The following is a 22121-nucleotide window of genomic DNA, read 5'->3' as shown; positions in this document are numbered from 1 at the left end:
CGGTGCTCACGTGAGTCGTCGGTCGTCCGGCGCGAGCACGCGGAACCAGCGGTACCCGTAGGCGTCGAGCTCGACGTCGACCCGCCCGCGCTCGTCGATGTCGTCGGCGCCGACGGCGAAGAGATCGGAGAGCACCGACCCCTCCGGCACGTCGCCGAGCTCGAGCCCGACGCGCGACGGTCGCGGCGCGAAGTTGTGCAGCGCGACGAACCGGAGGTCGTCCTCGACGATGCGATGCGCGAGCACGGCGGGCTCGCCGACGTCGAGCAGCTCGAGGCGGCCCCATCCGATCTCGGGCGAGCTGCGGTAGCGCCGCACGAACCCCGAGATGGTGCACAGGAGCGAGTCGGGATCGTGCATCTGCGCCTCGACGTTGACGTGCTCGGGCGCGTACCCGTCGGCCGGGGGCGAGGCGACGAGCCGGTTCGCCGCGGCCCGCGAGAAGCCGCCGTGCCGGCCACCCGTCCACTGCATCGGGCTGCGCACGGCCTGCCGCTTCTCGAGCTCGCCGTTCTCGCCCATGCCGATCTCCTCGCCGTAGAACAGCACGGGCGTGCCGGGCAGCGAGAACAGCAGGCTGTACACCATCCGGATGCGGCGCGGGTCGCCCTCGAGCATCGTCGGGAGCCGGCGCACGATGCCGCGGCCGTACACGCGCATCCAGTCCTCGGGCGCGAACGCGTCGAAGACCTCCTCGCGCTCGGCGTCGCTCAGCTTGTCGAGCGTGAGCTCGTCGTGGTTGCGCACGAAGTTGGCCCACTGCATCTCCGGCTCGAGCTGCGGGCGTCGGGCGAGCGTGTCGCGCAGCGGCGTGGCATCCTGCCTGGCCAGCGAGAGGTAGAGGCGCTGCATCGCCTCGAAGTCGAACTGCATGGTGAGCTCGGCCGGGTCGCCTGCCCGCCCGAAGTAGTCGAGCTGCTGGTCGTACGGCAGGTTGACCTCGCCGAGCAGGATCGCCTCGCTCGCGCGGCGCTGCAGGTAGCGCCGCAGGTCGCGCAGCAGCTCGTGCGGATCGCCGACGTCCTCGCCGGCGGGCGGCTCGATCAGGAACGGGACGGCGTCGACCCGGAAGCCCGAGATGCCGAGCTCGAGCCAGAAGCCGACGGTCTTCGCGATCTCGTCGCGCACGTCGGGATTGGCGATGTTGAGGTCTGGCTGGTGCCGGTAGAACGAGTGCAGGTAGTACTGCCCCGTGGGCTCGTGCCACTCCCACACCCCGTCCTCCTCGCCGGGGAAGACGCTCGGCGGCGGGTTCGGCGGCACCTCGTCGCGCCACACGTAGAAGTCGCGGTACGGCGAGTTCCGGCTGCGCCTGGCCGACTGGAACCACGGATGCCGCTCGGACGTGTGGTTCATGACGAGGTCCATGATCACCCGGATGCCGCGGTCGCGCGCCGCGCGCGTGAAGGCGACCACGTCGCCCAGCGATCCGAGGCGCGGGTCGACGCCCACGAAGTCGACGATGTCGTACCCGTCGTCGAGGTCGGGTGACGGCTGGAACGGCATGAGCCAGATGCAGGTCACGCCGAGCTCGGCGAGGTGGTCGAGCCGCTGCGCGAGGCCCTCGAAGTCGCCGCATCCGTCGTCGTTCCAGTCCATGAACGTCTCGACGTCGAGGCAGTAGACGACGGCGGTCTTCCACCAGAGGTCGCCTCGATCGGTGGCGCGCACGGGTCAGGCTCCGATCCGGGGGCCGGCGTTCGTCAGCTCCGGCAGCACGTGCTCGCCGAAGGCGTCGACGAACCCCCGCTGCTCCTGGCCGACGTGGTGGAGGTAGATGCGGTCCACGCCGGTCTCGGCGAGTTCGAGCAGGGCGTCGAGATGGCGTCGGGTGTCGGCTGACGCGAGCAGGGTGGTCGCCACCTTCTCGGGCGTCGCGTCCGCCGTCCGGCGGTCGAAGTCCTCGGGCTGCTCGAGCTCCCACGCCTCGTGCGCGGGGACCAGGCTCTGCCGCCACTGGTCGTGGGCGATCGCGACGGCCTGCTCGTCGGTCGGAGCCCAGCTGAGGTGCACCTGCACGCAGATCGGGCCCCGCCCGCCCGCGTCACGGTAGGCCTGCATGAAGTCGCGCATGGCGGAGCGGTCCTGGTCGACGGTGATGACGCCGTCGGCCCAGCCGGCGGTCTCGACGGCGGTCTCGGGGGAGACCGCGGCGGCGAGCAGCGCGGGCGCGGTCTCGGGACGGGTCCACAGCCGCGCCTGGTGCACCGGCACGATGCCGTCCTGGTCGACCTCTTCGCCGGCGAGCAGGCGCCTGATCACGTCGATGGACTCGGCGAGGCGCCGGTCGCGGGTCTCCTTGTCGGGCCAGGGATCACCGGTGATGTGCTCGTTCATGCGCTCGCCGCTGCCGATCGCCGCCCAGAACCGGTCGGGGAACATCTCCCCCAACGTGGCGATCTTCTGCGCAGCGATGGCGGGGTGGTAGCGCTGGCCGGGCGCCGTGACGACGCCGAGCGAGAACGAGGTCGCCTGCAGCGCCGCGCCGAGCCAGCTCCAGGCGTAGCCCGAATGGCCTTGGCGCACGCTCCACGGCGCCCAGTGGTCGCTGCACATCGCGGCCTCGAAGCCGGCCTGCTCGGCGCGGACGACGGCATCGAGCAGTGCGCTCGGGGGCAGCTGCTCGTGCGAGGCGTGGAATCCGACGAGGGGCATGGGGTTCTCCTTCCGCCGTGCCCGATGCTTCCGCAGGCGCGGCACGCGGGCAAGGCCTTGCGGGGGCGTTGCGGCCGCCGCTATCCGCGAGCGCGGGGAGCCGCGCCGTCCGCTCGGCCCCTAGGCTGGAGGACATGGCAGAACGCGCATCGTGGTCGCTCGGCGCGGCCCTCCGCAACGTGTTCGGCGCGAAGACCATCGACGAGGACACCTGGGACGACCTCGAGTCGGCGCTCATCCGCGCCGACTTCGGGCCCGCCGTCACCGAGGAGATCGTCGAGCGCATCAAGGCGCAGGTCGAGCGGTACCGCACGACCGACCCGCGCGACGTGCAGCGGATGCTGCGCGAGCTCGTCGAGGAGCGGCTCTCGAAGTACGACCCGACGCTGAAGCTCACCGAGCGGCCAGCGGTCGTGCTCGTCGTCGGCGTGAACGGGGTCGGCAAGACCACGACGATCGGCAAGTTCGCCCGGTTCCTGCGCACCTATGGCCGCAGCGTCGTGGTCGGCGCCGCCGACACGTTCCGCGCCGCGGCGGTCGACCAGCTCGCCACCTGGGCCGAGCGCGCGGGCGCCGAGGTCGTGCGCCCCGAGCGCGAGGGCCAGGACCCGGCGTCGGTCGCGTTCCAGACCGTCGAGTACGCCAAGCGCACGGGCACCGAGATCGTCATCATCGACACGGCCGGCCGGCTGCACACCAAGGGCGGGCTCATGGACGAGCTCGGCAAGATCAAGCGCGTCGTCGAGAAGCAGGCTCCGATCAGCGAGGTGCTGCTCGTCCTCGACGCGACCACCGGGCAGAACGGGCTCGCGCAGGCCGAGGCGTTCATCCAGCACGGCGGGGTGACGGGCCTCGTGCTGACCAAGCTCGACGGCTCGGCCAAGGGCGGGTTCGTCATCGCCGTGCAGGAGAAGACGGGCCTGCCGATCAAGCTGATCGGCCAGGGCGAGGGCATCGGCGACCTGACGGGCTTCACGCCGCACGTGTTCGCCCAGAAGCTCGTCGGCTGAGAGGGGAGACCGGCATGTCGATGGAGCACGACTACTTCGGGCTGGTGGGCGACTACTGGTCGGAGCGCTTCCAGTACGCCGACCAGGACGTCGAGGTCGTGCTCGACGCCGACGCCGACAGCGTGACGACCGCGGCGCTCGACGCGGCCGCGACGCTGATCGGCGAGCTCGAGCTCGTCGACGACGAGCTGCGGTCGCTCTTCGTCGGGCAGCTCGACTCGTCGGGCTCGCCGGTCGTGCGATTCCTGCGCGCCGTGCTCGGCGGCGAGGGCGACGAGGCGGATGCCGCAGCCGACGCGATCACGCGCGACTCCGGCGATCGCGACATCGACGCCCTGCGATCGCTCTCGCTGGTCCGGGTCGACCTGCGCCCCGACGCCGACCAGGACGGCGAGACGTTCGCCGAGTTCGAGTACGGCCTCGCACCCGAGGACCTCGACGCGCGCCTGGTCGCGACGATCGACATCGGCCGCGAACTCGTCGACCTCCGCTTCGACGCGTAGGCCGCGCGCGGCGGGCGCCCATCCGCGCCAAGTAGACTTCTGCCCACTATGGCTACGTTCGGCACCCTCTCCGACCGTCTCACCGAGACGTTCAAGAACCTCCGCACCAAGGGCAAGCTCTCCGCCTCCGACGTCGACGGCACCGTCCGCGAGATCCGGCGGGCGCTGCTCGACGCCGACGTGTCGCTCGACGTGGTCAAGTCGTTCACCGCGACCGTCCGCGAGCGCGCGCTCGGCGACGAGGTGAACCGTGCGCTGAACCCCGCGCAGCAGGTCGTCCAGATCGTGAACGAGGAGCTCGTCGGCATCCTCGGCGGGCAGCAGCGTCGCCTGCAGTTCGCGAAGACGCCGCCGACCATCATCATGCTCGCGGGCCTCCAGGGTGCCGGGAAGACCACGCTCGCGGGCAAGCTCGCGAAGTGGCTGAAGAAGGACGGCCACACGCCGCTCCTCGTCGCCGCCGACCTGCAGCGCCCGAACGCGGTGAACCAGCTCCAGGTCGTCGGCCAGCAGGCCGGCGTGCAGGTGTTCGCGCCCGAGCCCGGCAACGGCGTGGGCGACCCCGTGCGCGTCGCGAAGGACGCCGTCGCGCAGGCCCAGCGCGCCCAGCACGACGTCGTCATCATCGACACCGCCGGCCGACTCGGCGTCGACGCCGAGATGATGAAGCAGGCCGCCGACATCCGCAAGGCCACGAACCCCGACGAGGTGCTGTTCGTGATCGACGCGATGATCGGCCAGGATGCCGTCGCGACCGCGAAGGCCTTCCAGGACGGCGTCGACTTCACGGGCGTCGTGCTCTCCAAGCTCGACGGCGACGCACGCGGCGGTGCCGCGCTCTCCGTGGCCTCCGTCACGGGGCGCCCGATCATCTTCGCCTCGACGGGCGAGACCCTCGACGACTTCGAGCCCTTCCACCCCGACCGCATGGCGAGCCGCATCCTCGACCTCGGCGACATCCTCACCCTCATCGAGCAGGCCCAGCAGGCCTTCGACGAGGAGGAGGCGCTCAAGGTCGCCGAGAAGCTCGCGACCGAGCAGTTCACGCTCGAGGACTTCCTGAAGCAGATGCAGCAGCTGCGCGGCGCCGGCTCCATCAAGAAGATGCTCGGCATGCTGCCGGGCGCGGGCGGCATGAAGCAGCAGCTCGAGAACTTCGACGAGCGCGAGATCGTGCGCACCGAGGCGATCATCCAGTCGATGACCGTCGCCGAGCGACGCAACCCCAAGCTCCTGAACGGCTCGCGGCGCCTCCGCATCGCGAAGGGCTCCGGCATGACCGTGACCGACGTCAACCAGCTCGTGCAGCGCTTCGAGCAGGCGGCCAAGATGATGAAGACCGTCGCGCGCGGCGGCGTGCCGCAGGTCCCGGGCATGGGGCCCATTCCCGGCGTCGGCGGCTACGGCGGCGGCAAGCGGCAGGCCGCGAAGAACAAGAAGAAGTCGGGCGGCGGCTCGCGCTCGGGCAACCCGGCCAAGCGCGCCGCCGAGAACGCGGCGATCGCGTCGGGCGTGAACCCGGCCGCGTCCACGGCTCCCGCGGGCTCCGGCTTCGGCCTCGGCGGCGGTGCCCCGAAGGGCGCGCCCTCCGAGGAGGAGATGGCCGCCCTGCAGAAGTTCCTCGGGCGCTAGGCGGCGCTCGCCGGCGGACGCGGCGCGCCATGTCATGCGCGTCGGGGCGAGGATAGGGTGGGTGCCGCAACAAATGCGGCGAACGACGACTGGAGCACGAGCATGACGACCGGCGACCCCGACTACCGCGACTCCGGCCTGGAGTTCCCCGCCGACTTCCTGCTCGGCTCCGCGACCGCGTCGTACCAGATCGAGGGCGCCGTGCACGAGGACGGCCGCGGCCCGTCCATCTGGGACACGTTCAGCCACACGCCCGGCAAGGTCTGGAACGGCGACACCGGCGACGTCGCGTGCGACCACTACCACCGGTGGGAGTCCGACCTCGACCTCATGGCCGAGCTCGGACTCGAGGCGTACCGCTTCTCGATCGCATGGCCGCGCATCCAGCCGACCGGCCGCGGCCCCGCGAACGAGGCCGGGCTCGCGTTCTACGAGCGCCTCGTCGACGGGCTCATCGCACGCGGCATCCGCCCCATCGCGACGCTCTACCACTGGGACCTGCCGCAGGCGCTCGAGGACGAGGGCGGCTGGACCAACCGGGCCACGGCCGAGGCGTTCGCCGAGTATGCGCGCCTCGTGGGGGAGCGGCTCGGCGACCGAGTCGCCGTCTGGACCACGCTGAACGAGCCCTGGTGCTCGGCGTACCTCGGCTACGGGTCGGGAGCGCACGCCCCGGGGCTGCTCGACGGCGCGAAGGCTCTCGCCGCGGTGCATCACCTCAACCTCGCGCACGGGCTCGCGGTCCGCGCGCTCCGCGAGGTCGTCACGAACGATCCCGGTTTCTCGATCACGCTCAACCTCCACGTGATCCGTCCGTCGGGGGAGACCGGGCACGAGGCGGCGCGGCGCATCGACGGCCTCGCGAACCGCGTCTTCCTCGGCCCGATCTTCGGCGACGGCTACCCCGAGGACGTGATTGCCGACACCGCCGGGGTCACCGACTGGTCGTTCGTCAAGCCGGGCGACACCGACCTCATCGCCCAGCCGATCGACGTGCTCGGCGTCAACTACTACTCGACCGTGACCGTGCGGATGTGGGACGGCGTCTCCCCACGCGTGAACGCCGACGGCCACAAGGACATGGGCGGCACGCCCTGGCCCGGCTCCGAGCACGTCGAGTTCCTCGAGCAGCCGGGCCCGTACACCGCGATGGGCTGGAACATCGACCCGTCGGGGCTCGAGGACCTCCTCGTCGCACTGCACGGCGCGTACCCCGACGTGCCGCTCATGATCACCGAGAACGGCGCCGCCTTCGACGACGTCGTGACCGAGGGTCCCGACGGTCCCGAGGTGCGCGACCTCGACCGCATCGACTACCTGCGCCGCCACTTCACCGCCGCCCACCGCGCCATTTCGCGCGGCGTCGACCTGCGCGGCTACCAGGTGTGGTCGCTGCTCGACAACTTCGAATGGGGCTACGGGTACTCCAAGCGCTTCGGCATCGTGCGCGTCGACTACGACACGCTCGAGCGGCTGCCCAAGGCCAGCGCGCGCTGGTTCGCCGAACTGATCCGCTCCCGCAGGATCCCCGCCTAGGCCGGCGCGGTGCCCTCGCGCAGCTCGCGTGCGAGGTGCGCGACGACGGCGGTGAGGTCGCCGTCGTGCTCGGCGGCCACCGCGAGCTGCCGCTGGTAGCTCGCGCCGCCCTCGAGGGTCCGGCGCACGCGCTCGAGCTCCGCGGTGCATCCGAGGCGCTCGGCGATGGGCGCGAGCGTCTCGACGAGGTCGGCGAGGTCGTCCACGACCGGACGCTGGGTGCCGGCGGCATCGGTGATGACGCGGGCGTGCATGCCGTAGCGGGCCGCGCGCCACTTGTTCTCGCGGACGTACCACGGCTGGAGCACCGTGAGCTCCTCGCCGGCGTCGAGCCGCTGCGACATCCACTCGACCAGGCACTGGATGAGCGCCGCGATCGCGCCGATCTCGTCGGCCGATGAGACGCCGTCGCACACGCGCACCTCGATCGTGCCCCAGCGCGGCGACGGGCGGATGTCCCAGCGCACCTCGGTGTGGTCCTCGATGACCCCGGTGCGCACGAGGTCGTCGACGTAGCGCTCGTACGCGTCCCAGTCGGGCAGGGGGTAGGGGAGGCCGGCGGTCGGCAGCTGCTGGAACATCAGCGCCCGATTCGACGCGTACCCCGTCTCGACGCCGGCCCAGTACGGGCTGGACGCCGAGAGCGCCTGCAGGTGCGGCACGTACGCGAGCATGCCGTCGAGGATCGGCAGCGCCTTGTCGCGCTCCTCGATGCCGACGTGCACGTGGATGCCCCAGATCATCATGTTGCGCCCCCACCAGCGGGTGCGCTCGATGAGCTTGCGGTAGCGCGGCTTGTCGGTCAGCCGCTGGTCGTACCACTGGCTGTAGGGGTGGGAGCCGCTGCAGATGAGCTCGTACTCGCCGAGCCGGTCGAGCACGGCGCGAACCTCGCCGACCTGCCCGGTGAGGTCGTCGACCGCGCCGGCGACGCGATCGTGCACGCCGCTGACCAGTTCGACCGTGTTGGTCAGCAGCTCGGAGGTGATGAACGGATGCGGCGTGCCGTCCGCGTCGCCGAGCTCGCCGAGCACGCGGTCGCCCACCGACGCCAGCTGGCCGCCGACCCGGTCGACGATCGCGAGCTCCCACTCGATGCCGACCGTCGAGCGCTCGGACTGCGCGAACCCGATGTGCATGGTTCCCCCTCGCATCGCCGCGATCGCGACGTGCGCTCATCCTGTCACGCGACCTCGCGGACCCGCGTGATTATCGTCGCGGGACGAAATCTGCAAGAATGGTCAGTCGAGTTCTGTGCCACCCGACCCTCTATCCGGTGGTGCAGGGCACCTTTGAGCTTCCGCCGGGTGTGCACCCCACGCTCACGGCTGTCAGTTCGCCTACCTCACTACATCTTCAGGAGAATCGTGGCTGTCAAGATCCGCCTCAAGCGGCTCGGCAAGATCCGTGCCCCGTACTACCGCATCGTCGTCGCCGACTCGCGCACCAAGCGCGACGGTCGCGTGATCGAGGAGATCGGCAAGTACCACCCGACCGAGGAGCCCTCGTTCATCGAGGTGAACTCCGAGCGCGCCCAGTACTGGCTCGGCGTCGGCGCCCAGCCGACCGAGCAGGTGCTCGCCATCCTCAAGCTCACCGGCGACTGGGGCACGTTCAAGGGCGAGAAGGGTGCGAAGAGCACCGTCCGCACCGCCGAGCCCAAGGCCGAGTTCAAGGTCGACGAGGCCAAGAAGTCGGTCGTGAAGCCCAAGGCCGAGAAGCCGGCCAAGGCCGAGGAGCCGGCCGCCGAGGCCGACGAGGCCGCGTCGGACGAGGCGTAGGCCTTGCTCACCTCCGCGCTCGAGCACCTCGTCAAGGGGATCGTCGATCACCCCGACGAGGTGAAGGTCGTCTCCGCGTCGAGCGCACGCGGCGAGGTCCTCGAGGTGCACGTGCACCCCGAGGACCTCGGTCGTGTGATCGGGCGGGCGGGTCGCACCGCCAAGGCGCTGCGCACCATCGTCGCCGCCCTCGCCGACGGCCGCCGCGTGCGTGTCGACGTCGTCGACACCGACGACTGACGTGGCCGCGGCGAACCGTCCCCAGCAGCTGCGCGTCGGGCGACTGACCAAGGCGCACGGCCTCAAGGGCGCCATCAAGCTGGAGCTGTACACCGACGATCCCGAGCGCCGTTTCGTGCCCGGCGCCGAGTTCTCGCTGCAGGTGCCCGAGGACTCGCCCTGGCACGGCAAGCACCTCACCATGCGCGAGCTGCGCTGGTACAACGGTCACCCCGTCGGCTTCTTCGAGGGCGTCGACGACCGCACCGCCGCGGAGGGGCTCGTCAGGGCCATCCTCTGGGTCGACCAGCCCGCCGACGAGGCACCCGAGCCCGACGCGTGGTACGACCATCAGCTCGTGGGCCTCGCGGTCGTGCGCGACGGCGAGAAGGTCGGCGAGGTCGCGCACGTCGACCACCTGCCGGCCCAGGACCTGCTGGTCGTCCGGACCGGCCGCGGCGAGGTCATGGTCCCGTTCGTCTCGGCGATCGTCCCCGAGGTCGACCTCGACGCCGGCACCGTCACCGTGACGCCGCCGCCGGGGCTCTTCGAGGAGCTGCCCGAGGAGCCGTCGGAGTCCGCCGAGGTCGCGGAGACCGCTGAGCTCCCGGAGACCGCGGATTCCGGCGACGACGAGCCCGACGCATCCGCTCGCGCCGACGCGGAGTAGGCACGTCGTGCGGATCGACATCGTCACGATCTTCCCGTCGTTCTTCGACGTGCTCGACCTCTCGCTGCTCGGCAAGGCCCGGCAGACGGGCCTGATCGACGTGCGCACGCACGACCTGCGCGATTTCACGCACGACCGGCATCGCACGGTCGACGACACGCCCTACGGCGGCGGCGCCGGCATGGTCATGAAGCCCGAGCCGTGGGGCGAGGCGCTCGACGCGATCGTCGGCGACGCGACATCCGACGCCCTGCTCGTCGTGCCGTCGCCCGCGGGCGAGCCGTTCACGCAGGCGGTCGCGCGCGAGCTCGCCGCCGAGCAGCACCTCGTGTTCGCGTGCGGCCGCTACGAGGGCATCGACCAGCGCGTCGTCGACCACTACGCCACGCGCATGCGCGTACGGCTGATCAGCCTCGGCGACTACGTCCTCAATGGCGGCGAGGTCGCCGTCATGGCGATGATCGAGGCCGCCGGACGGCTCGTGCCCGGCGTCGTGGGCAACCCCGAGAGCCTCGTGGAGGAGTCCCACGAGGACGGGCTCCTCGAGTACCCCAGCTACACCAAGCCCGCCGTCTGGCGCGGCCTCGAGGTGCCGCCCGTGCTGCTCTCGGGCCACCACGGCCGGGTCGCCGAGTGGCGGCGCGAGCAGCAGCTCGAGCGCACCCGTCGGGTGCGTCCCGAGATGCTTCCCGGCGACCCGTCGACGCCGCCCGAGTGAGGGAGTCTTCACGCGTCGGAAACACGCGGGTGTACTTCGCGAAACACGCCCTGCATAGCGTCGAAACCGGCGGGTGACACCGGATTCCGCCGGGAAGCGCGGGTCGGGAGATGGATCGGACGAGTGGATCCGGAGCATCGGACCGGATCGGGCACCCGCCGCTCCGGCTCGTCGCGGTGACGCACGGGACGCCCTCCACGGCCAACCGCGAGGCGGTCATCCGCCTCGTCGACGGCGTCGCCTCCGCGCGCCCCGAGCTGAACGTCTCGATCACCTTCGTCGATGCGAGCAACGTCGACGTGGGATCGGCGCTCGAGGCCGCGGCGGAGCCCGACGCGGTCATCGTGCCGCTCGTGCTCTCCGCGGGGTTCCACGTGCGTACGGGCCTCTCGCTGGGCCTCGACCGGATCGGCGGCTCGGCGCGGCTCGCGGCGGAGCTCGGACCGGACGAGCGCATCGTCCGCGTGCTCGCGCAGCGGCTCGACGAGCTCGGCCTCGCGGAGGGCGACACCGTGCTGCTGGCCGCCGCCGGCTCGAACGATCCGCGCGCCGTGCGCGAGTGCTTCGAGACCGCTCGTCGGCTCGGGCAGCGACTGGGCCGGTCGGTCACGGCCGGTTTCATCGCCGCGGCGATCCCGCGACTTCCCGACGCGATCGAGATGATCCGCGAGGTGCATCCCGGCTCGCGCGTGGTCGTGGTGCCGTACCTGCTCGCGCCCGGCACGTTCTACGACCAGGCCGCGACCTCCGGCGCCGACGCGATCGCCGACCCGCTGCTCCTGCCCGGCGAGCCCGCGCCCGCCGCGCTCGTCGACCTCGTGCTCGACCGCTACGCGGCCGTGGGCCAGGATCGGCGCGAGCGCGCCTGACCTCCCGCCGTGTTCGACCGCTGCGCGCCGGTGTCCGACGCGGCACGTGCATCGAGTGGGCGATCTTGGCGGCTCGGCTGCGCCGAGCATCGCCAAGATCGCCCACTCGATGCACAGGGGTGTCGCGGCACGTTCGCGACGCCGGGCTCATGCCGTGAGCGCGCCGTCGGCCTCCGCGGCCCGTGCGAGCACCTCGGCGATGCGTCCGCGGCATCCGCCGCAGCCCGTGCCCGCGCGCGTGTCGCGACCGATGCACTCGACCGTGGCGTTGCCGCACGCGGCCGACTCCTCGATCCGGCCCACGGTGACGCCGTTGCACCAGCAGACCGTGGTCTCGGGCGCGAACGCGTCGGCGTCCTCGGCGGGGTCGTAGTCGGGGCCGTCGAAGCGCAGCAGCAGCGACCGGTCGGCCGGCAGCTCGCCGCCGCGCTCGAACAGGAGCGTGAGCTCGGCGGCCGTGCGCGGCATCCCGACGCTCACGAACCCGGTCAGCACGCCGTCCTCGGTGACCATCTTCACGTAACGCAGGTGCTCGGGATCGGCCCACTGCGCGACCCGGCGCCGCGTCGCGAGCGCATCGTCGTCCCACGGGTCGGCGCTGACGTCGCCGACCGCGACGACGTCGACGTGCTCGGCCTTGAGCATGACGATGGGGTCGCGTTCGGCGGGCAGGCGCTCGGCGGCGCCGTGCTCGCGATCGCCCGCTGAGGCCGGCGATGCGGCCGCGGCCTGGGCCGCGAACTCGGCCGCGAGCCACGACGCCTGCCGCCACCCCGGGCCGATGAGCCCGGATGGCGCGCCGGGCAGGTCTCGGCGTCCGGCGGTCTCGTCGGTGCGCTCGACGACGTGCGCGCAGTCGCCGATCGCGTACACGTCGGGGTCGGTCCAACTGCGCAGGTCGGTGCCGACCACGACGCCGACCGCGGTGCGGAGCCCCGCGAGGGTCGCGAGCTCGTTGCGGGGGCTCACGCCGCACGAGAGCACGAGCAGGTCGCCGCGCAGCTGCTTGCCGTCGGCGGTGACGAGCATGTCGAAGCGGCGCGTGCCGTCGTCGTCGGTGCGGAAGCCCACGGCCTCGGCGCGACTGTGCGCGACGACGGTGATGCCGGTGCGCCGCAGCGCCGAGCGCAGCACCTGGCCGCCGCCCCGGTCGAGGTTGCGCGGCATCGGAATGGGCCCGTGGTGCACGACGCAGACCTGGGCGCCGGCGTGCGCCGCCGCGAGCGCGAGCTCGAGGCCGAGCACTCCTGCTCCGAGCACGATGATGCGGCGTCGCCCCCGCACGGCCGCGAGCACGCGCTCGGCGTCGGCGAGGTCGCGGAGCGCCGTGATGCCCTCGGGGAGGGCGTCGTCGCGCGCGACGAGGGCGGCGGCGTGCTTCTCGAGCGAGGCGAGGTCGCGGCGGTGGCGCTCGACGCCGTCGAGGGTCGGCACGTTCGCGCGCGAGCCGGTCGCGAGGACGACCCTGTCGTAGGGCAGCGCCTCGCCGTTCGAGCACCGCACGACGCGCGCGTCGCGATCGATCGAGGTCGCGGCGACGCCGACGAGCATGCGCGCCCCGGCGGCCTCGGCCGCGTCGCGATCGCCGACGAGCATGGCTTCGAGGTCGGCATTGCCCACGGCGTACTCAGCGACGAGCACGCGGTTGTACGCCTCGACCTCTTCGCCCCCGACGACGGTCAGTGCGATGCGGCCGGCTGCGACCTCCGGCAGCACCTCCTCGACGAAGCGGGCGCCGACGGGGCCGTATCCGACGAGGACGATCCTGAGCGGTTCGGTCATGCGGGGGCTCCGGTTTCCGCGAGGCTCGTGACGCGCACGAGGTTGGTCTTGAACTCCGGCATCGACGAGATCGGGTCGACCGCGTCGGAGGTGAGCAGGTTGGCCGCCTGGTCGTCGCCGTAGTGGAACGGCAGGAAGACCGCGTCGGGGCGCATGTCGGCCGTGAGCCGCGCGCGCCCGTGCACCCGGCCGCGAGCGTTCGCGACCTCGACCGGGTCGCCCTCGGCGATGCCGAGCCGGGCCGCGGTGGCGGGGTGCAGCGACGCGCGCAGCTCGGGCTGCGTCTCGAGCAGCTCGGGCACGCGCCGCGTCTGCGCGCCGCTCTGGTAGTGCTCGAGCAGCCGGCCGGTCACGAGCGTGACCTCGCCGGCGCCGGGCGCCGGGTGCGCCGCGGCGCGCACGGTCACGGCGACGAGCCGGGCCCGTCCGTCGGGGTGCGCGAAGCGGTCGGCGAAGAGCCGGGGCGTTCCGGCGCTTCCGCGCGGGTACGGCCAGTACACGGCCTCGCCGGCATCGAGCCGCGCGTAGTCGATGCCCGAGTAGTCGGCGATGCCGCCCTCGGACGCGAGCCGGAGCTCTTCGAACACGGCCTCGGGGTCGATGTCGAACGCCGCGGTCGAGCCGAGGCGACGGGCCAGTTCGTGCATGATCCAGAGCTCGTCGCGGGCGCCGTCGGGCGGCGCGATCGCACGGCGGCGACGGATGACGCGACCCTCGAGGTTCGTCATCGTGCCCTCCTCCTCGGCCCACTGCAGGACCGGCAGCACGACGTCGGCCATGGCCGCCGTCTCGGAGAGCACGAAGTCGCACACCACGAGGAGGTCGAGCGCCTCGATGCCGCGGCGCACCGCGGCCGCGTTGGGCGAGGAGACCACCAGGTTGGAGCCGTGCACCATGAGCGCCCGCACGCCGCCCGGCTGCCCGAGTGAGGCGAGCAGCTCGATCGCGGGTACGCCGGGGCCCGGGATCTCGGCGGGGTCGACGCCCCACACGCGCGCGACGTGCGCCCTCGCCTCGGGGTCGGTGATCTTGCGGTACCCGGGCAGCTGGTCGCATTTCTGGCCGTGCTCGCGGCCGCCCTGGCCGTTGCCCTGACCTGTGAGGGTGCCGTAGCCGCTGCCCGGTCGGCCGGGCAGGCCGAGCAGCAGCGCGAGGTTGATCGCGGCCGTCGCCGTGTCGGTGCCGTCGACGTGCTGCTCGACGCCGCGCCCCGTGAGGATGTAGGTGCTGCCTCCGGCCGCGAGCCGGCGGGCGAGGCGACGAACGGTCGGCGCGGCGACGCCCGTGACGGCCTGCACGCGCTCGGGCCACCACGAGGCCACGCTGCGGCGCAGCGACGCGTACCCGGTCGTGCGCTCGGCGACGTACGCCTCGTCGACCAGCCGCTCGGCGATGACGACGTGCGTGATGCCGAGCAGCAGCGCGAGGTCGGTCCCCGGCGCCGGCTGCACGTGCAGTCCCTTGCCGTCATCGGCGAGCTTCGCGGTCGCGGTGCGCCGCGGGTCGACGACGACGAGCCCGCCCGCGGCCTGCGCCCCCGCGAGGTGGCCGATGAACGGCGGCATGGTCTCGGCGACGTTGGTTCCGAGCAGGAGGATCGTCTCGGCGTCGCCGAGGTCGGCCAGCGGGAACGGCAGCCCGCGGTCGACGCCGAACGCCCGGTTGCCGGCCGCGGCCGCCGACGACATGCAGTAGCGGCCGTTGTAGTCGATGCGGCTCGTGCCGAGGGCCAGCCGCGCGAACTTGCCGAGCAGGTACGCCTTCTCGTTCGTGAGCCCCCCGCCGCCGAACACGCCGACGGCGTCGGCGCCGTACTCCGAGCGGATGTCGCGCAGTCGCGTCGCCACGAGCTCGAGCGCGTCGTCCCAGCTCGCCTCCCGGAGCACGCCGTCGGCGCCCCGCACGAGCGGGGCGCCGAGACGTGAGGGAGCGCGGAGCAGCTCGGCCGACGTCCAGCCCTTCTTGCACAGCCCGCCGCGGTTCGTGGGGAAGTCGCGGCCGGCGACCGTCACGGGCGTGGTCGCGGCATCCGCGGCGTCCGTCGGCGTGAGGGTCATCGCGCACTGCAGGGCGCAGTACGGGCAGTGCGTGGAGGCGGGGCGATCGGTCATGGTGCGGGGGTCAGATCTTGTGCTCGCGGAGGTGGCGGGGACGGACGTACACCGCCCAGGTCAGGACGAGCAGCACCGCGTAGCCGGCGATGAAGCCGATGAACGCGCCGGCGTAGTTCCCGGTGGTCTGGAACGACAGGTTCAGCGCCTGCGGGATGAGGAAGCCGCCGTAGGCGCCGATCGCCGAGATGAGCCCCAGCGCGGCCGCGGCCTTGCGCTGCGTCGAGATGTCGCCGGCGCCGTGGCCGGCACGCATCGCGAACACGATCGGCACCATGCGGTAGGTCGAGCCGTTGCCGATGCCCGCCGTGGCGAACAGCAGGAGGAACAGGCCGAGGAAGAGCCAGAAGCTCCCGAGCGGCAGCGTTGCGAGCACCGCGACGGTGATCGTCGCCATCGCCGCGAAGGCGATCATCGTGATGCGGGCGCCGCCGAACCGGTCGGAGAGGCGGCCGCCATAGGGCCGAGCGAGCGAGCCGACGAGCGCGCCGAGGAAGGCGAGCGAGACGGTCGCGCCCAGCACGCCGATCGTCGAGAACTCGGGGAACTGGTCGGCGATGAGCTTGGGGAAGACGCTCGCGAACCCGATGAACGAGCCAAACGTGCCGATGTAGAGCAGCGACAGCAGCCAGAGGTGCGGCTCCTTGAGCGCCGCGGCCGAACCGGAGAGGTCGGCCTTGGCGTTGGAGAGGTTGTCCATGTACCGCCAGGCGCCGAACATGGCGACCAGGATGAGCGGGATCCAGATGAGGCCCGCGAGCGGCAGGTTCAGGGTCGCGCCCGCGCCGATCGTGATGACGATCGGGACCGTGAACTGCGCGACCGAGGCGCCGAGGTTGCCGCCGGCGGCGTTCAGCCCGAGCGCCCAGCCCTTCTCGCGCTGCGGGTAGAAGAACGTGATGTTCGACATCGAGCTGGCGAAGTTGCCGCCGCCGAAGCCCGCGAGCGCCGCCGCGCCGAGGAGCACCGGGAAGGGCGTCTCGGGGTTCGAGACGCACACGGCCAGTGCGATCGTCGGGGCGAGCAGCAGGCCCGCCGAGATGATGGTCCAGTTCCGTCCGCCGAAGATCGGCACGAGGAACGAGTAGGGGATGCGGAGGGTCGCGCCCACGAGGCTCGGGATCGAGATGAGCCAGAACAGCTCGCCGGTCGAGAGCTCGAAGCCCGCGGCGGGGAGGGCCACGGCGACGATGCTCCAGAGCTGCCAGACGACGAAGCCGAGGAACTCGGCGAAGATCGACCAGTTGAGGTTGCGACGGGCGATGCGACGCCCCTCGCGCTCCCACTGGACGGGATGCTCCGCGTCCCAGCCGTCGATCCAGCGGCCGGGACGGATGGTGAGCAGGGCCTGGTCGACGGGTGCCGCGACGCGCGTCGCGGCATCCGTCGACTCGGACGCGGGAGCCTGGATGGTGTCGGTCATCGGTGCCTCCGGGAGGTCGGTCTCGTCGGTTCGAGAGGGTGTCGCCGACGCTATCCGCGGCGTGTTTCCCCGGATGGTTCGGGCTGTGAATCCTGCGTTCCCACCTGCTCACCACGCGCAGCGGGCCGTGTGAGGCGGTGCTCAGACATCGATCCGGTACCCCCGCTTGACGACCGTGGCGATCAGCCCCGGCACGCCGAGGGTCTGCCGCAGCCGACTCAGCGCGACCTCGAGCGCGTGCTCGTCGGTCGTGCCCGGCATGCTCGCCGCGAGTCGCTCGCGCGAGACGACCGAGCCGCGCGCCTGCACGAGCGCGCGCAGGATGGCGAGGCCCACGGGGGCGAGCTCGATCCGGCGCTCGCCGAGGTCGACCGCCGCGCCGCGCAGTGCGAGCGGACCGCGCTGCGTCTCGAGGCGGACGATGCGCGTGCTCTCGAGGTGCTCGCACACGAGCCGGATCATCGCGCCCATGCGGAATCGCTCGGGCTGCACCGGCTCGACGCCGACGGCGACGAGCGGGGCCGCTGTCACCGGGCCGACGGCCGCCGCGACGACGGGACCGCGCATGGCGTCGACCAGGTCGTCGTACCGCCCGCGCGCCTCGGCGGCGCCGAACAGCGCATGCACCGCCGGCGCGCTCGTGAACGTGATGCAGTCGAGGCCGCCCGTGCAGGCGGCCTCGACGAGTCGGTCCACGCGCTCGTCCGTGAAGTCGGGGTCGATCCACCGGTATGGCTCGACCGTGAGGACCCGGGCGTGCGCATCGCGCAGCCGATCGAGGGCCTCCGGCGGCAGGTAGCCGTGCAGCTGCACCGCCACGGTCAGCCCCGGGGGGTAGTCCGCGAGCACGGTGTCGATGAGCGATTCGGTGGTCTCCTCGGCGCTCATGCCGACGTCGTCGAGCCCGGCGGCGCGGATGCCGCCACGCGCCTTGGGCCCGCGGACGAGGATCGCCGTGTCGTGGAGCGCGTCGAGCAGATCGTCGCCGAGCCCCGCGGCATCCGCCACCTCGAACCAGCGGCGCACGCCGTACGCGGTCGTCGCGAGCAGCACGTCGGGCCGAGCCGCGATGATCGTGCGCGTGTCGGCGATCACCGGCTCGTCGGAGCTCGCGTTCGCCATCCGGATCGTCGGCGCGTGCAGCACCTGCGCGCCGCGCCGCACGAACGCGTCGATGAGGTCGCCGGAACGGCGGTCGCTCGTGACGCCGATCCGGAATCCCTGCAGCTGGTCGGGCCGGAAACCGATCGCGCACTCGGCCTGGTCGGTCACGCGGCCACCGCCGCGAAGCCGGCCGCGCGCTCCATGAGTTGCGCGGCGCTCTGGTCGCCCTCGTGTGCGAGCCTCACGACCTCGCCGACGACGACCACCGCGGGCGAGCCGACCCCGGCGACGCCGGCCGCCGTCACGATGCCCGCGAGGTCGGCGATCGTCGTGCGTTGGTCGCGGCGGAAGCCGCGCTCGACGATCGCGACGGGCATCGACGCGCGCATGCCGTGCCGGGCGAGCCCGGCGGCGAGCATGGGCAGCGTGTTGACGCCCATCAGCACGACGATGGTGCCGCCGAGGCCCGCCAGGTGGTGCAGCTCGTCGTCGGTGAGCGGTGCGTGACCCGACACGACCGTGAACAGGTGGCTGACGCCGCGATGGGTCAGCGGGATGCCGGCGGCGCCGGGTACCGCGACGGCGCTCGTCACGCCGGGGACGACCTCGACGGGCACGCCGGCGCGATGACATGCGAGCACCTCTTCGCCGCCGCGGCCGAAGACGTAGGGGTCGCCGCCCTTGAGCCGCACCGCGTGGCGACCGGCGAGCGCATGCCCGACGAGGATCGCCTCGATCTCGGACTGCGGGATGGCATGGTGCCCCGGCCGCTTCCCGACGTCGACGAGCTCGGCGTCGGGCGCGAGCTCCGACAGCCGGGAGTGCGGGGCGAGGCGGTCGTAGAGCACGACATCGGCGGACCCCAGCGCGCGCAGCGCGGCGACCGTCAGCAGGTCCTCGCGGCCCGGGCCGCCGCCGACGAGGGTGACGCGGCCGGTCATGCGTCGGCCTCCCGCACGGGGATCCTGGCGCCGGCGACGAGCACCGCCTCGCCGCGCGCGATCTCGTCGGGGCGCGCCGGCCGGAGCTGGCCGCGTTCCTCGACGCGCGCCGGCGGCGCGTCCGGCGCACCCGGCGCGTTCACGAACGAGCGGAAGCGGCGGAGCCGGTCGGGGTCGGCGAGCGTCGCGGCCCACTCGTCCTCGTACGTGTCGACGTGCCTGGCCATCGCGGCCTCGAGCTCGTCGGCGAGGTCGAGCGAGTCGTGCACGACGACGTCGCGCACGTGGTCGAGCCCGCCCTCGAGGTCCTCGATCCAGCGCGCGGTGCGCTGCAGCCGATCGGCCGTGCGGACGTAGTACATGATGTAGCGGTCGATGTAGCGCAGCAGGGTCTCGTCGTCGAGGTCGCTCGCGAGCAGCTGCGCGTGCGCGGGCTGGAAGCCGCCGTTGCCGCCGACGTAGAGGTTCCAGCCCTGGTCGGTCGCGATGACGCCGACATCCTTGCCGCGGGCCTCGGCGCACTCGCGCGCGCAGCCCGAGACGCCGAACTTCAGCTTGTGCGGGGATCGCAGCCCTCGGTATCGCAGCTCGAGGCGGATCGCCATCGCGACCGAGTCCTGGACGCCGTAGCGGCACCACGTGGACCCCACGCAACTCTTCACGTTGCGCAGCGCCTTGCCGTACGCCTGGCCGGATTCGAAGCCCGCGTCGACGAGCCGCCTCCAGATGTCGGGCAGCTGCTCGAGCCGCGCGCCGAACAGGTCGATGCGCTGTCCGCCGGTGATCTTCGTGTACAGGCCGAAGTCGGTTGCGACCTGCGCGATGACCGCGAGCTTCTGCGGCGTGATCTCACCCGCCGGGATCCGCGGGACGACCGAGTACGTGCCGTCCTTCTGCATGTTCGCCATGGCGCGGTCGTTGGTGTCCTGCAGGCCGCCGCGACCGCCGTCGAGGATGTAGGAGCCGTGCTGCGCGGCGAGGATCGAGGCGACCACGGGCTTGCACACGTCGCAGCCCCGCCCGGTGCCGAGCCGCTCGACGATCTCCTCGAACGAGGCGAGCTCGAGCACGCGGATCGACTCGAACAGCTCCTGACGGGAGATCGCGAAATGCTCGCAGAGCGCGCGCGAGATCGCCTGCCCCGACTTCCTCAGCTCCGCCTCGAGCAGCTTCTTCACGAGCGGCACGCACGAACCGCACTGCGTGCCCGCCCGGGTGCACGTCTTCAGCGCGCCGAGGTCGGTGCAGCCGGCCTCGTGCGCGCCGTGCGCGCCGTCGACGGCGTCGCGGATGGTGCCCGCCGCGACGTTGTTGCAGGCGCAGACGAGCGCGGCCGCGGGCAGCTCGTCGCCGGCCGGCGCCTCCACGCCCGACGCGGAGAGGTACGCCGCCGGTTCGCTCGACAGCTCGGTGCCGAGCAGGGGCCGAAGCGACGCGTACGGCGACGCGTCGCCCACGAAGATGCCGCCGAGCAGCGTCTTCGCGTCGTCCGTCATGACGAGCTTCTGGTACAGCCCGCGCGCCGGGTCGGCGTAGACGATCTCGAGCGCCTGCTCGGTGCGCGCGAGCGCGTCGCCGAAGCTCGCGACGTCCACGCCGGCGAGCTTGAGCTTGGTCGCGTCGTCGACCGTCGTGAACTCCGCCGCGCCGCCGAGCAGCCGGTCGGCGACGACCTCCGCCATCGCGTTCGCGGGGGCGACGAGACCGGTGCATCGGCCCTCGAAGCTCGCGACCTCGCCGATCGCCCACACGTTCGGCGCGGAGGACGCGCACGACGTGTCGACGGCCACACCGCCGCGCGGACCGAGCTCGAGCCCCATCGCCCGAGCCAGTTCGTCGCGCGGCGTGATCCCGATCGCGAACACGACGAGATCGGCGTCGACGCGGCGGCCGTCGGTGAGCTCCACCCCCACGACGCCGCCGCTGCGTGCGAGCACCTTCGCGGGGCGGACCCCGAGGTGCAATCCGATGCCCGTGCCGGCGATGATCCGGCCGAGTGCGCGCCCGGCGCCCTCGTCGAGCTGTGCCGACATCAGCCAGCCGCCCGAGTGCACGATCGCGGCCTCCGCGCCGATGGCGGCGAGGCCGCCGGCCGCCTCGAGGCCGAGCAGCCCGCCGCCCGCGACGATCGCGCGGGGCGCGCGACCGAGCCGCTCGGCGAGCTCGCGGGTCTCGGCGACGAGCGCGTCGACGTCGTCGATCGTGCGGTAGACGCGGGCATGCTCGCGACCGGGCAGGTCGGGCACCGGCGCGCTCGAGCCGGTTGCGAGCACCAGGTCGTCCCAGCGCAGCTCGAGCCCCGACGCGGTCGTCGCCGTGCGGGTCGCGCGGCTCACCTCGACCACGCGTTCGCCCGTGAGCAGCCGCACGTGCCCGTCGTCCCACGGCGTGTCCGGCAGCGAGAGGTCGGCGCCGGTGTCGGCGAGGCGGGTGCTCAGCGCGACGCGGTCGTAGGGCGCCCACGGCTCCTCGCCGACGACCGTCACGCGCAGGCGGCGCTCGGTGTCGCGGGCGTGCAGGCTGTCGGCCAGTCGGTGCGCGGCCGGCCCGCCGCCGACCACGACGACGTGTCGCGTGCCGGACGCGCTGCTCGCGGTCTCGTTCATGGCTGCCTCCCCGGGTCAGGTTGACGGCGAGCGTAGGGCGGGGGCGTTTCCGCCCTGTTTCGGGGTCGTAACGCAAGCGCTCGCGGACCTTACGCGGGCCGGCCGTCGATGTGAGGCCGGTTTCACCCTCGCGAAACACGCCGGATGGCGCGCGGGAAACATGCCGCGCCTAGCGTCGGCAGCACCGAGACGACAGGAGCCGAGATGACGTCGACGATCGAGATCACGACCACCTGGGTCCGCGCGTGCGCGGTGTCCGACCTCGAGCCCGGCTGGGGCGAGGTCGCGCTGCTCGACGCACGGCGGGTCGCCCTCGTGCGCGTCGCCGGCGAGGAGGTGTACGCCGTGGACCACCACGACCCGCACACGGGCGCGCCCGTCATGGCGCGCGGCATCGTCGGATCGCGGGGCGACCGCCCGACGATCGCCTCGCCACTGCACAAGGAGGTCTACGACCTCGGCACGGGGGAGTGCTTCACCGATCCGGCCCTCTCGCTGCACACCTACCGCACGCGCGTGGTGGGGGGCATGCTCGAGGTCGAACTGCGGGCCTGACCGGCG

At 72.5% G+C, this 22121-nt stretch carries 19 protein-coding genes; 10 read left to right on the top strand and 9 right to left on the bottom strand.

What is annotated here, in order from left to right; translation table 11 throughout:
- Positions 1–6: 6 nt before the first annotated feature.
- Together JOD46_RS12745 and JOD46_RS12740 are read right to left on the bottom strand one after the other, a co-directional pair.
- The gene (locus tag JOD46_RS12745) at positions 7–1671 is read right to left on the bottom strand and encodes an alpha-amylase family protein (protein WP_204394912.1); all 1665 of its coding nucleotides are present in this window, start codon (positions 1669–1671) and stop codon (positions 7–9) included.
- A 3-nt stretch (positions 1672–1674) separates the two neighbouring features.
- Entirely contained in the window at positions 1675–2655 is a 981-nt protein-coding gene (locus JOD46_RS12740) for a TIGR03885 family FMN-dependent LLM class oxidoreductase (RefSeq protein ID WP_204394911.1), read from the bottom strand.
- A gap of 134 nt (positions 2656–2789) precedes the next feature.
- Here JOD46_RS12740 and ftsY point away from each other — a divergent pair, with 134 nt between their 5' ends.
- The 4 genes from ftsY (at position 2790) to JOD46_RS12720 (ending at position 7336) form a co-directional block, all read left to right on the top strand.
- The gene (gene ftsY / locus JOD46_RS12735; protein ID WP_204394910.1) at positions 2790–3665 is read left to right on the top strand and encodes a signal recognition particle-docking protein FtsY; all 876 of its coding nucleotides are present in this window, start codon (positions 2790–2792) and stop codon (positions 3663–3665) included.
- 14 nt (positions 3666–3679) lie between these two features.
- The gene (locus JOD46_RS12730; protein ID WP_204394909.1) at positions 3680–4168 is read left to right on the top strand and encodes a hypothetical protein; all 489 of its coding nucleotides are present in this window, start codon (positions 3680–3682) and stop codon (positions 4166–4168) included.
- 48 nt (positions 4169–4216) lie between these two features.
- On the top strand, positions 4217–5800 hold the full coding sequence (gene ffh, locus JOD46_RS12725; RefSeq protein WP_204394908.1) for a signal recognition particle protein: 1584 nt from the start codon (positions 4217–4219) through the stop codon (positions 5798–5800).
- 102 nt (positions 5801–5902) lie between these two features.
- The gene (locus tag JOD46_RS12720) at positions 5903–7336 is read left to right on the top strand and encodes a GH1 family beta-glucosidase (RefSeq protein WP_204394907.1); all 1434 of its coding nucleotides are present in this window, start codon (positions 5903–5905) and stop codon (positions 7334–7336) included.
- Here JOD46_RS12720 and JOD46_RS12715 read toward each other — a convergent pair.
- Entirely contained in the window at positions 7333–8475 is a 1143-nt protein-coding gene (locus JOD46_RS12715) for a glutamate--cysteine ligase (protein WP_204394906.1), read from the bottom strand. The two genes, JOD46_RS12720 and JOD46_RS12715, sit on opposite strands and share 4 nt — an antisense overlap.
- Positions 8476–8703: 228 nt before the next feature.
- Here JOD46_RS12715 and rpsP point away from each other — a divergent pair, with 228 nt between their 5' ends.
- The 5 genes from rpsP (at position 8704) to JOD46_RS12690 (ending at position 11593) form a co-directional block, all read left to right on the top strand.
- Complete coding sequence (gene rpsP, locus JOD46_RS12710) at positions 8704–9117, top strand: 30S ribosomal protein S16 (RefSeq protein ID WP_204394905.1); 414 nt, start codon at positions 8704–8706, stop codon at positions 9115–9117.
- A 3-nt stretch (positions 9118–9120) separates the two neighbouring features.
- A complete protein-coding gene (locus tag JOD46_RS12705; protein ID WP_129235695.1) occupies positions 9121–9357 on the top strand; it encodes an RNA-binding protein in 237 nt (78 codons plus the stop codon).
- A 1-nt stretch (position 9358) separates the two neighbouring features.
- The gene (rimM, locus tag JOD46_RS12700) at positions 9359–10006 is read left to right on the top strand and encodes a ribosome maturation factor RimM (RefSeq protein WP_204394904.1); all 648 of its coding nucleotides are present in this window, start codon (positions 9359–9361) and stop codon (positions 10004–10006) included.
- Positions 10007–10013: 7 nt separating this feature from the next.
- Positions 10014–10724, top strand: a complete 711-nt coding sequence (gene trmD / locus JOD46_RS12695) for a tRNA (guanosine(37)-N1)-methyltransferase TrmD (protein ID WP_204394903.1) — start codon at positions 10014–10016, stop codon at positions 10722–10724.
- Between the two features lie 110 nt (positions 10725–10834).
- Positions 10835–11593, top strand: coding sequence for a sirohydrochlorin chelatase (locus JOD46_RS12690; protein WP_204394902.1), 759 nt, complete (start codon positions 10835–10837; stop codon positions 11591–11593).
- Between the two features lie 147 nt (positions 11594–11740).
- Here JOD46_RS12690 and JOD46_RS12685 read toward each other — a convergent pair whose 3' ends face one another.
- The 6 genes from JOD46_RS12685 to nirB form a co-directional block, all read right to left on the bottom strand.
- The gene (locus JOD46_RS12685; RefSeq protein ID WP_204394901.1) at positions 11741–13375 is read right to left on the bottom strand and encodes an NAD(P)/FAD-dependent oxidoreductase; all 1635 of its coding nucleotides are present in this window, start codon (positions 13373–13375) and stop codon (positions 11741–11743) included.
- Positions 13372–15486 carry a molybdopterin oxidoreductase family protein gene (locus JOD46_RS12680; protein ID WP_204394900.1) on the bottom strand — a complete coding sequence of 705 codons (2115 nt, stop codon included), beginning with the start codon at positions 15484–15486 and terminating at the stop codon, positions 13372–13374. The genes JOD46_RS12685 and JOD46_RS12680 overlap by 4 nt, the downstream gene beginning before the upstream one ends.
- A gap of 10 nt (positions 15487–15496) precedes the next feature.
- Positions 15497–16909, bottom strand: a complete 1413-nt coding sequence (locus JOD46_RS12675) for an MFS transporter (protein WP_204394899.1) — start codon at positions 16907–16909, stop codon at positions 15497–15499.
- Between the two features lie 141 nt (positions 16910–17050).
- Positions 17051–18181, bottom strand: coding sequence for a uroporphyrinogen-III synthase (locus tag JOD46_RS12670; RefSeq protein WP_204394898.1), 1131 nt, complete (start codon positions 18179–18181; stop codon positions 17051–17053).
- The gene (cobA, locus tag JOD46_RS12665; RefSeq protein WP_204394897.1) at positions 18178–18954 is read right to left on the bottom strand and encodes a uroporphyrinogen-III C-methyltransferase; all 777 of its coding nucleotides are present in this window, start codon (positions 18952–18954) and stop codon (positions 18178–18180) included. The genes JOD46_RS12670 and cobA overlap by 4 nt, the downstream gene beginning before the upstream one ends.
- Positions 18951–21560: a nitrite reductase large subunit NirB gene (nirB, locus tag JOD46_RS12660; protein WP_204394896.1), complete on the bottom strand. Its 2610-nt coding sequence runs from the start codon at positions 21558–21560 to the stop codon at positions 18951–18953. The genes cobA and nirB overlap by 4 nt, the downstream gene beginning before the upstream one ends.
- Before the next feature lie 204 nt (positions 21561–21764).
- On the opposite strand from nirB, the gene nirD reads away from it, so the two are divergent.
- Positions 21765–22115 carry a nitrite reductase small subunit NirD gene (gene nirD, locus JOD46_RS12655; protein WP_204394895.1) on the top strand — a complete coding sequence of 117 codons (351 nt, stop codon included), beginning with the start codon at positions 21765–21767 and terminating at the stop codon, positions 22113–22115.
- The last annotated feature ends 6 nt before the right edge of the window (positions 22116–22121 follow it).

The sequence above is a fragment of the Agromyces aurantiacus genome, assembly GCF_016907355.1.
Taxonomy (GTDB): domain Bacteria; phylum Actinomycetota; class Actinomycetes; order Actinomycetales; family Microbacteriaceae; genus Agromyces; species Agromyces aurantiacus.
Note: the sequence above shows the minus strand (reverse complement) of the source record. Positions and strands in the feature narration are given on the sequence as shown.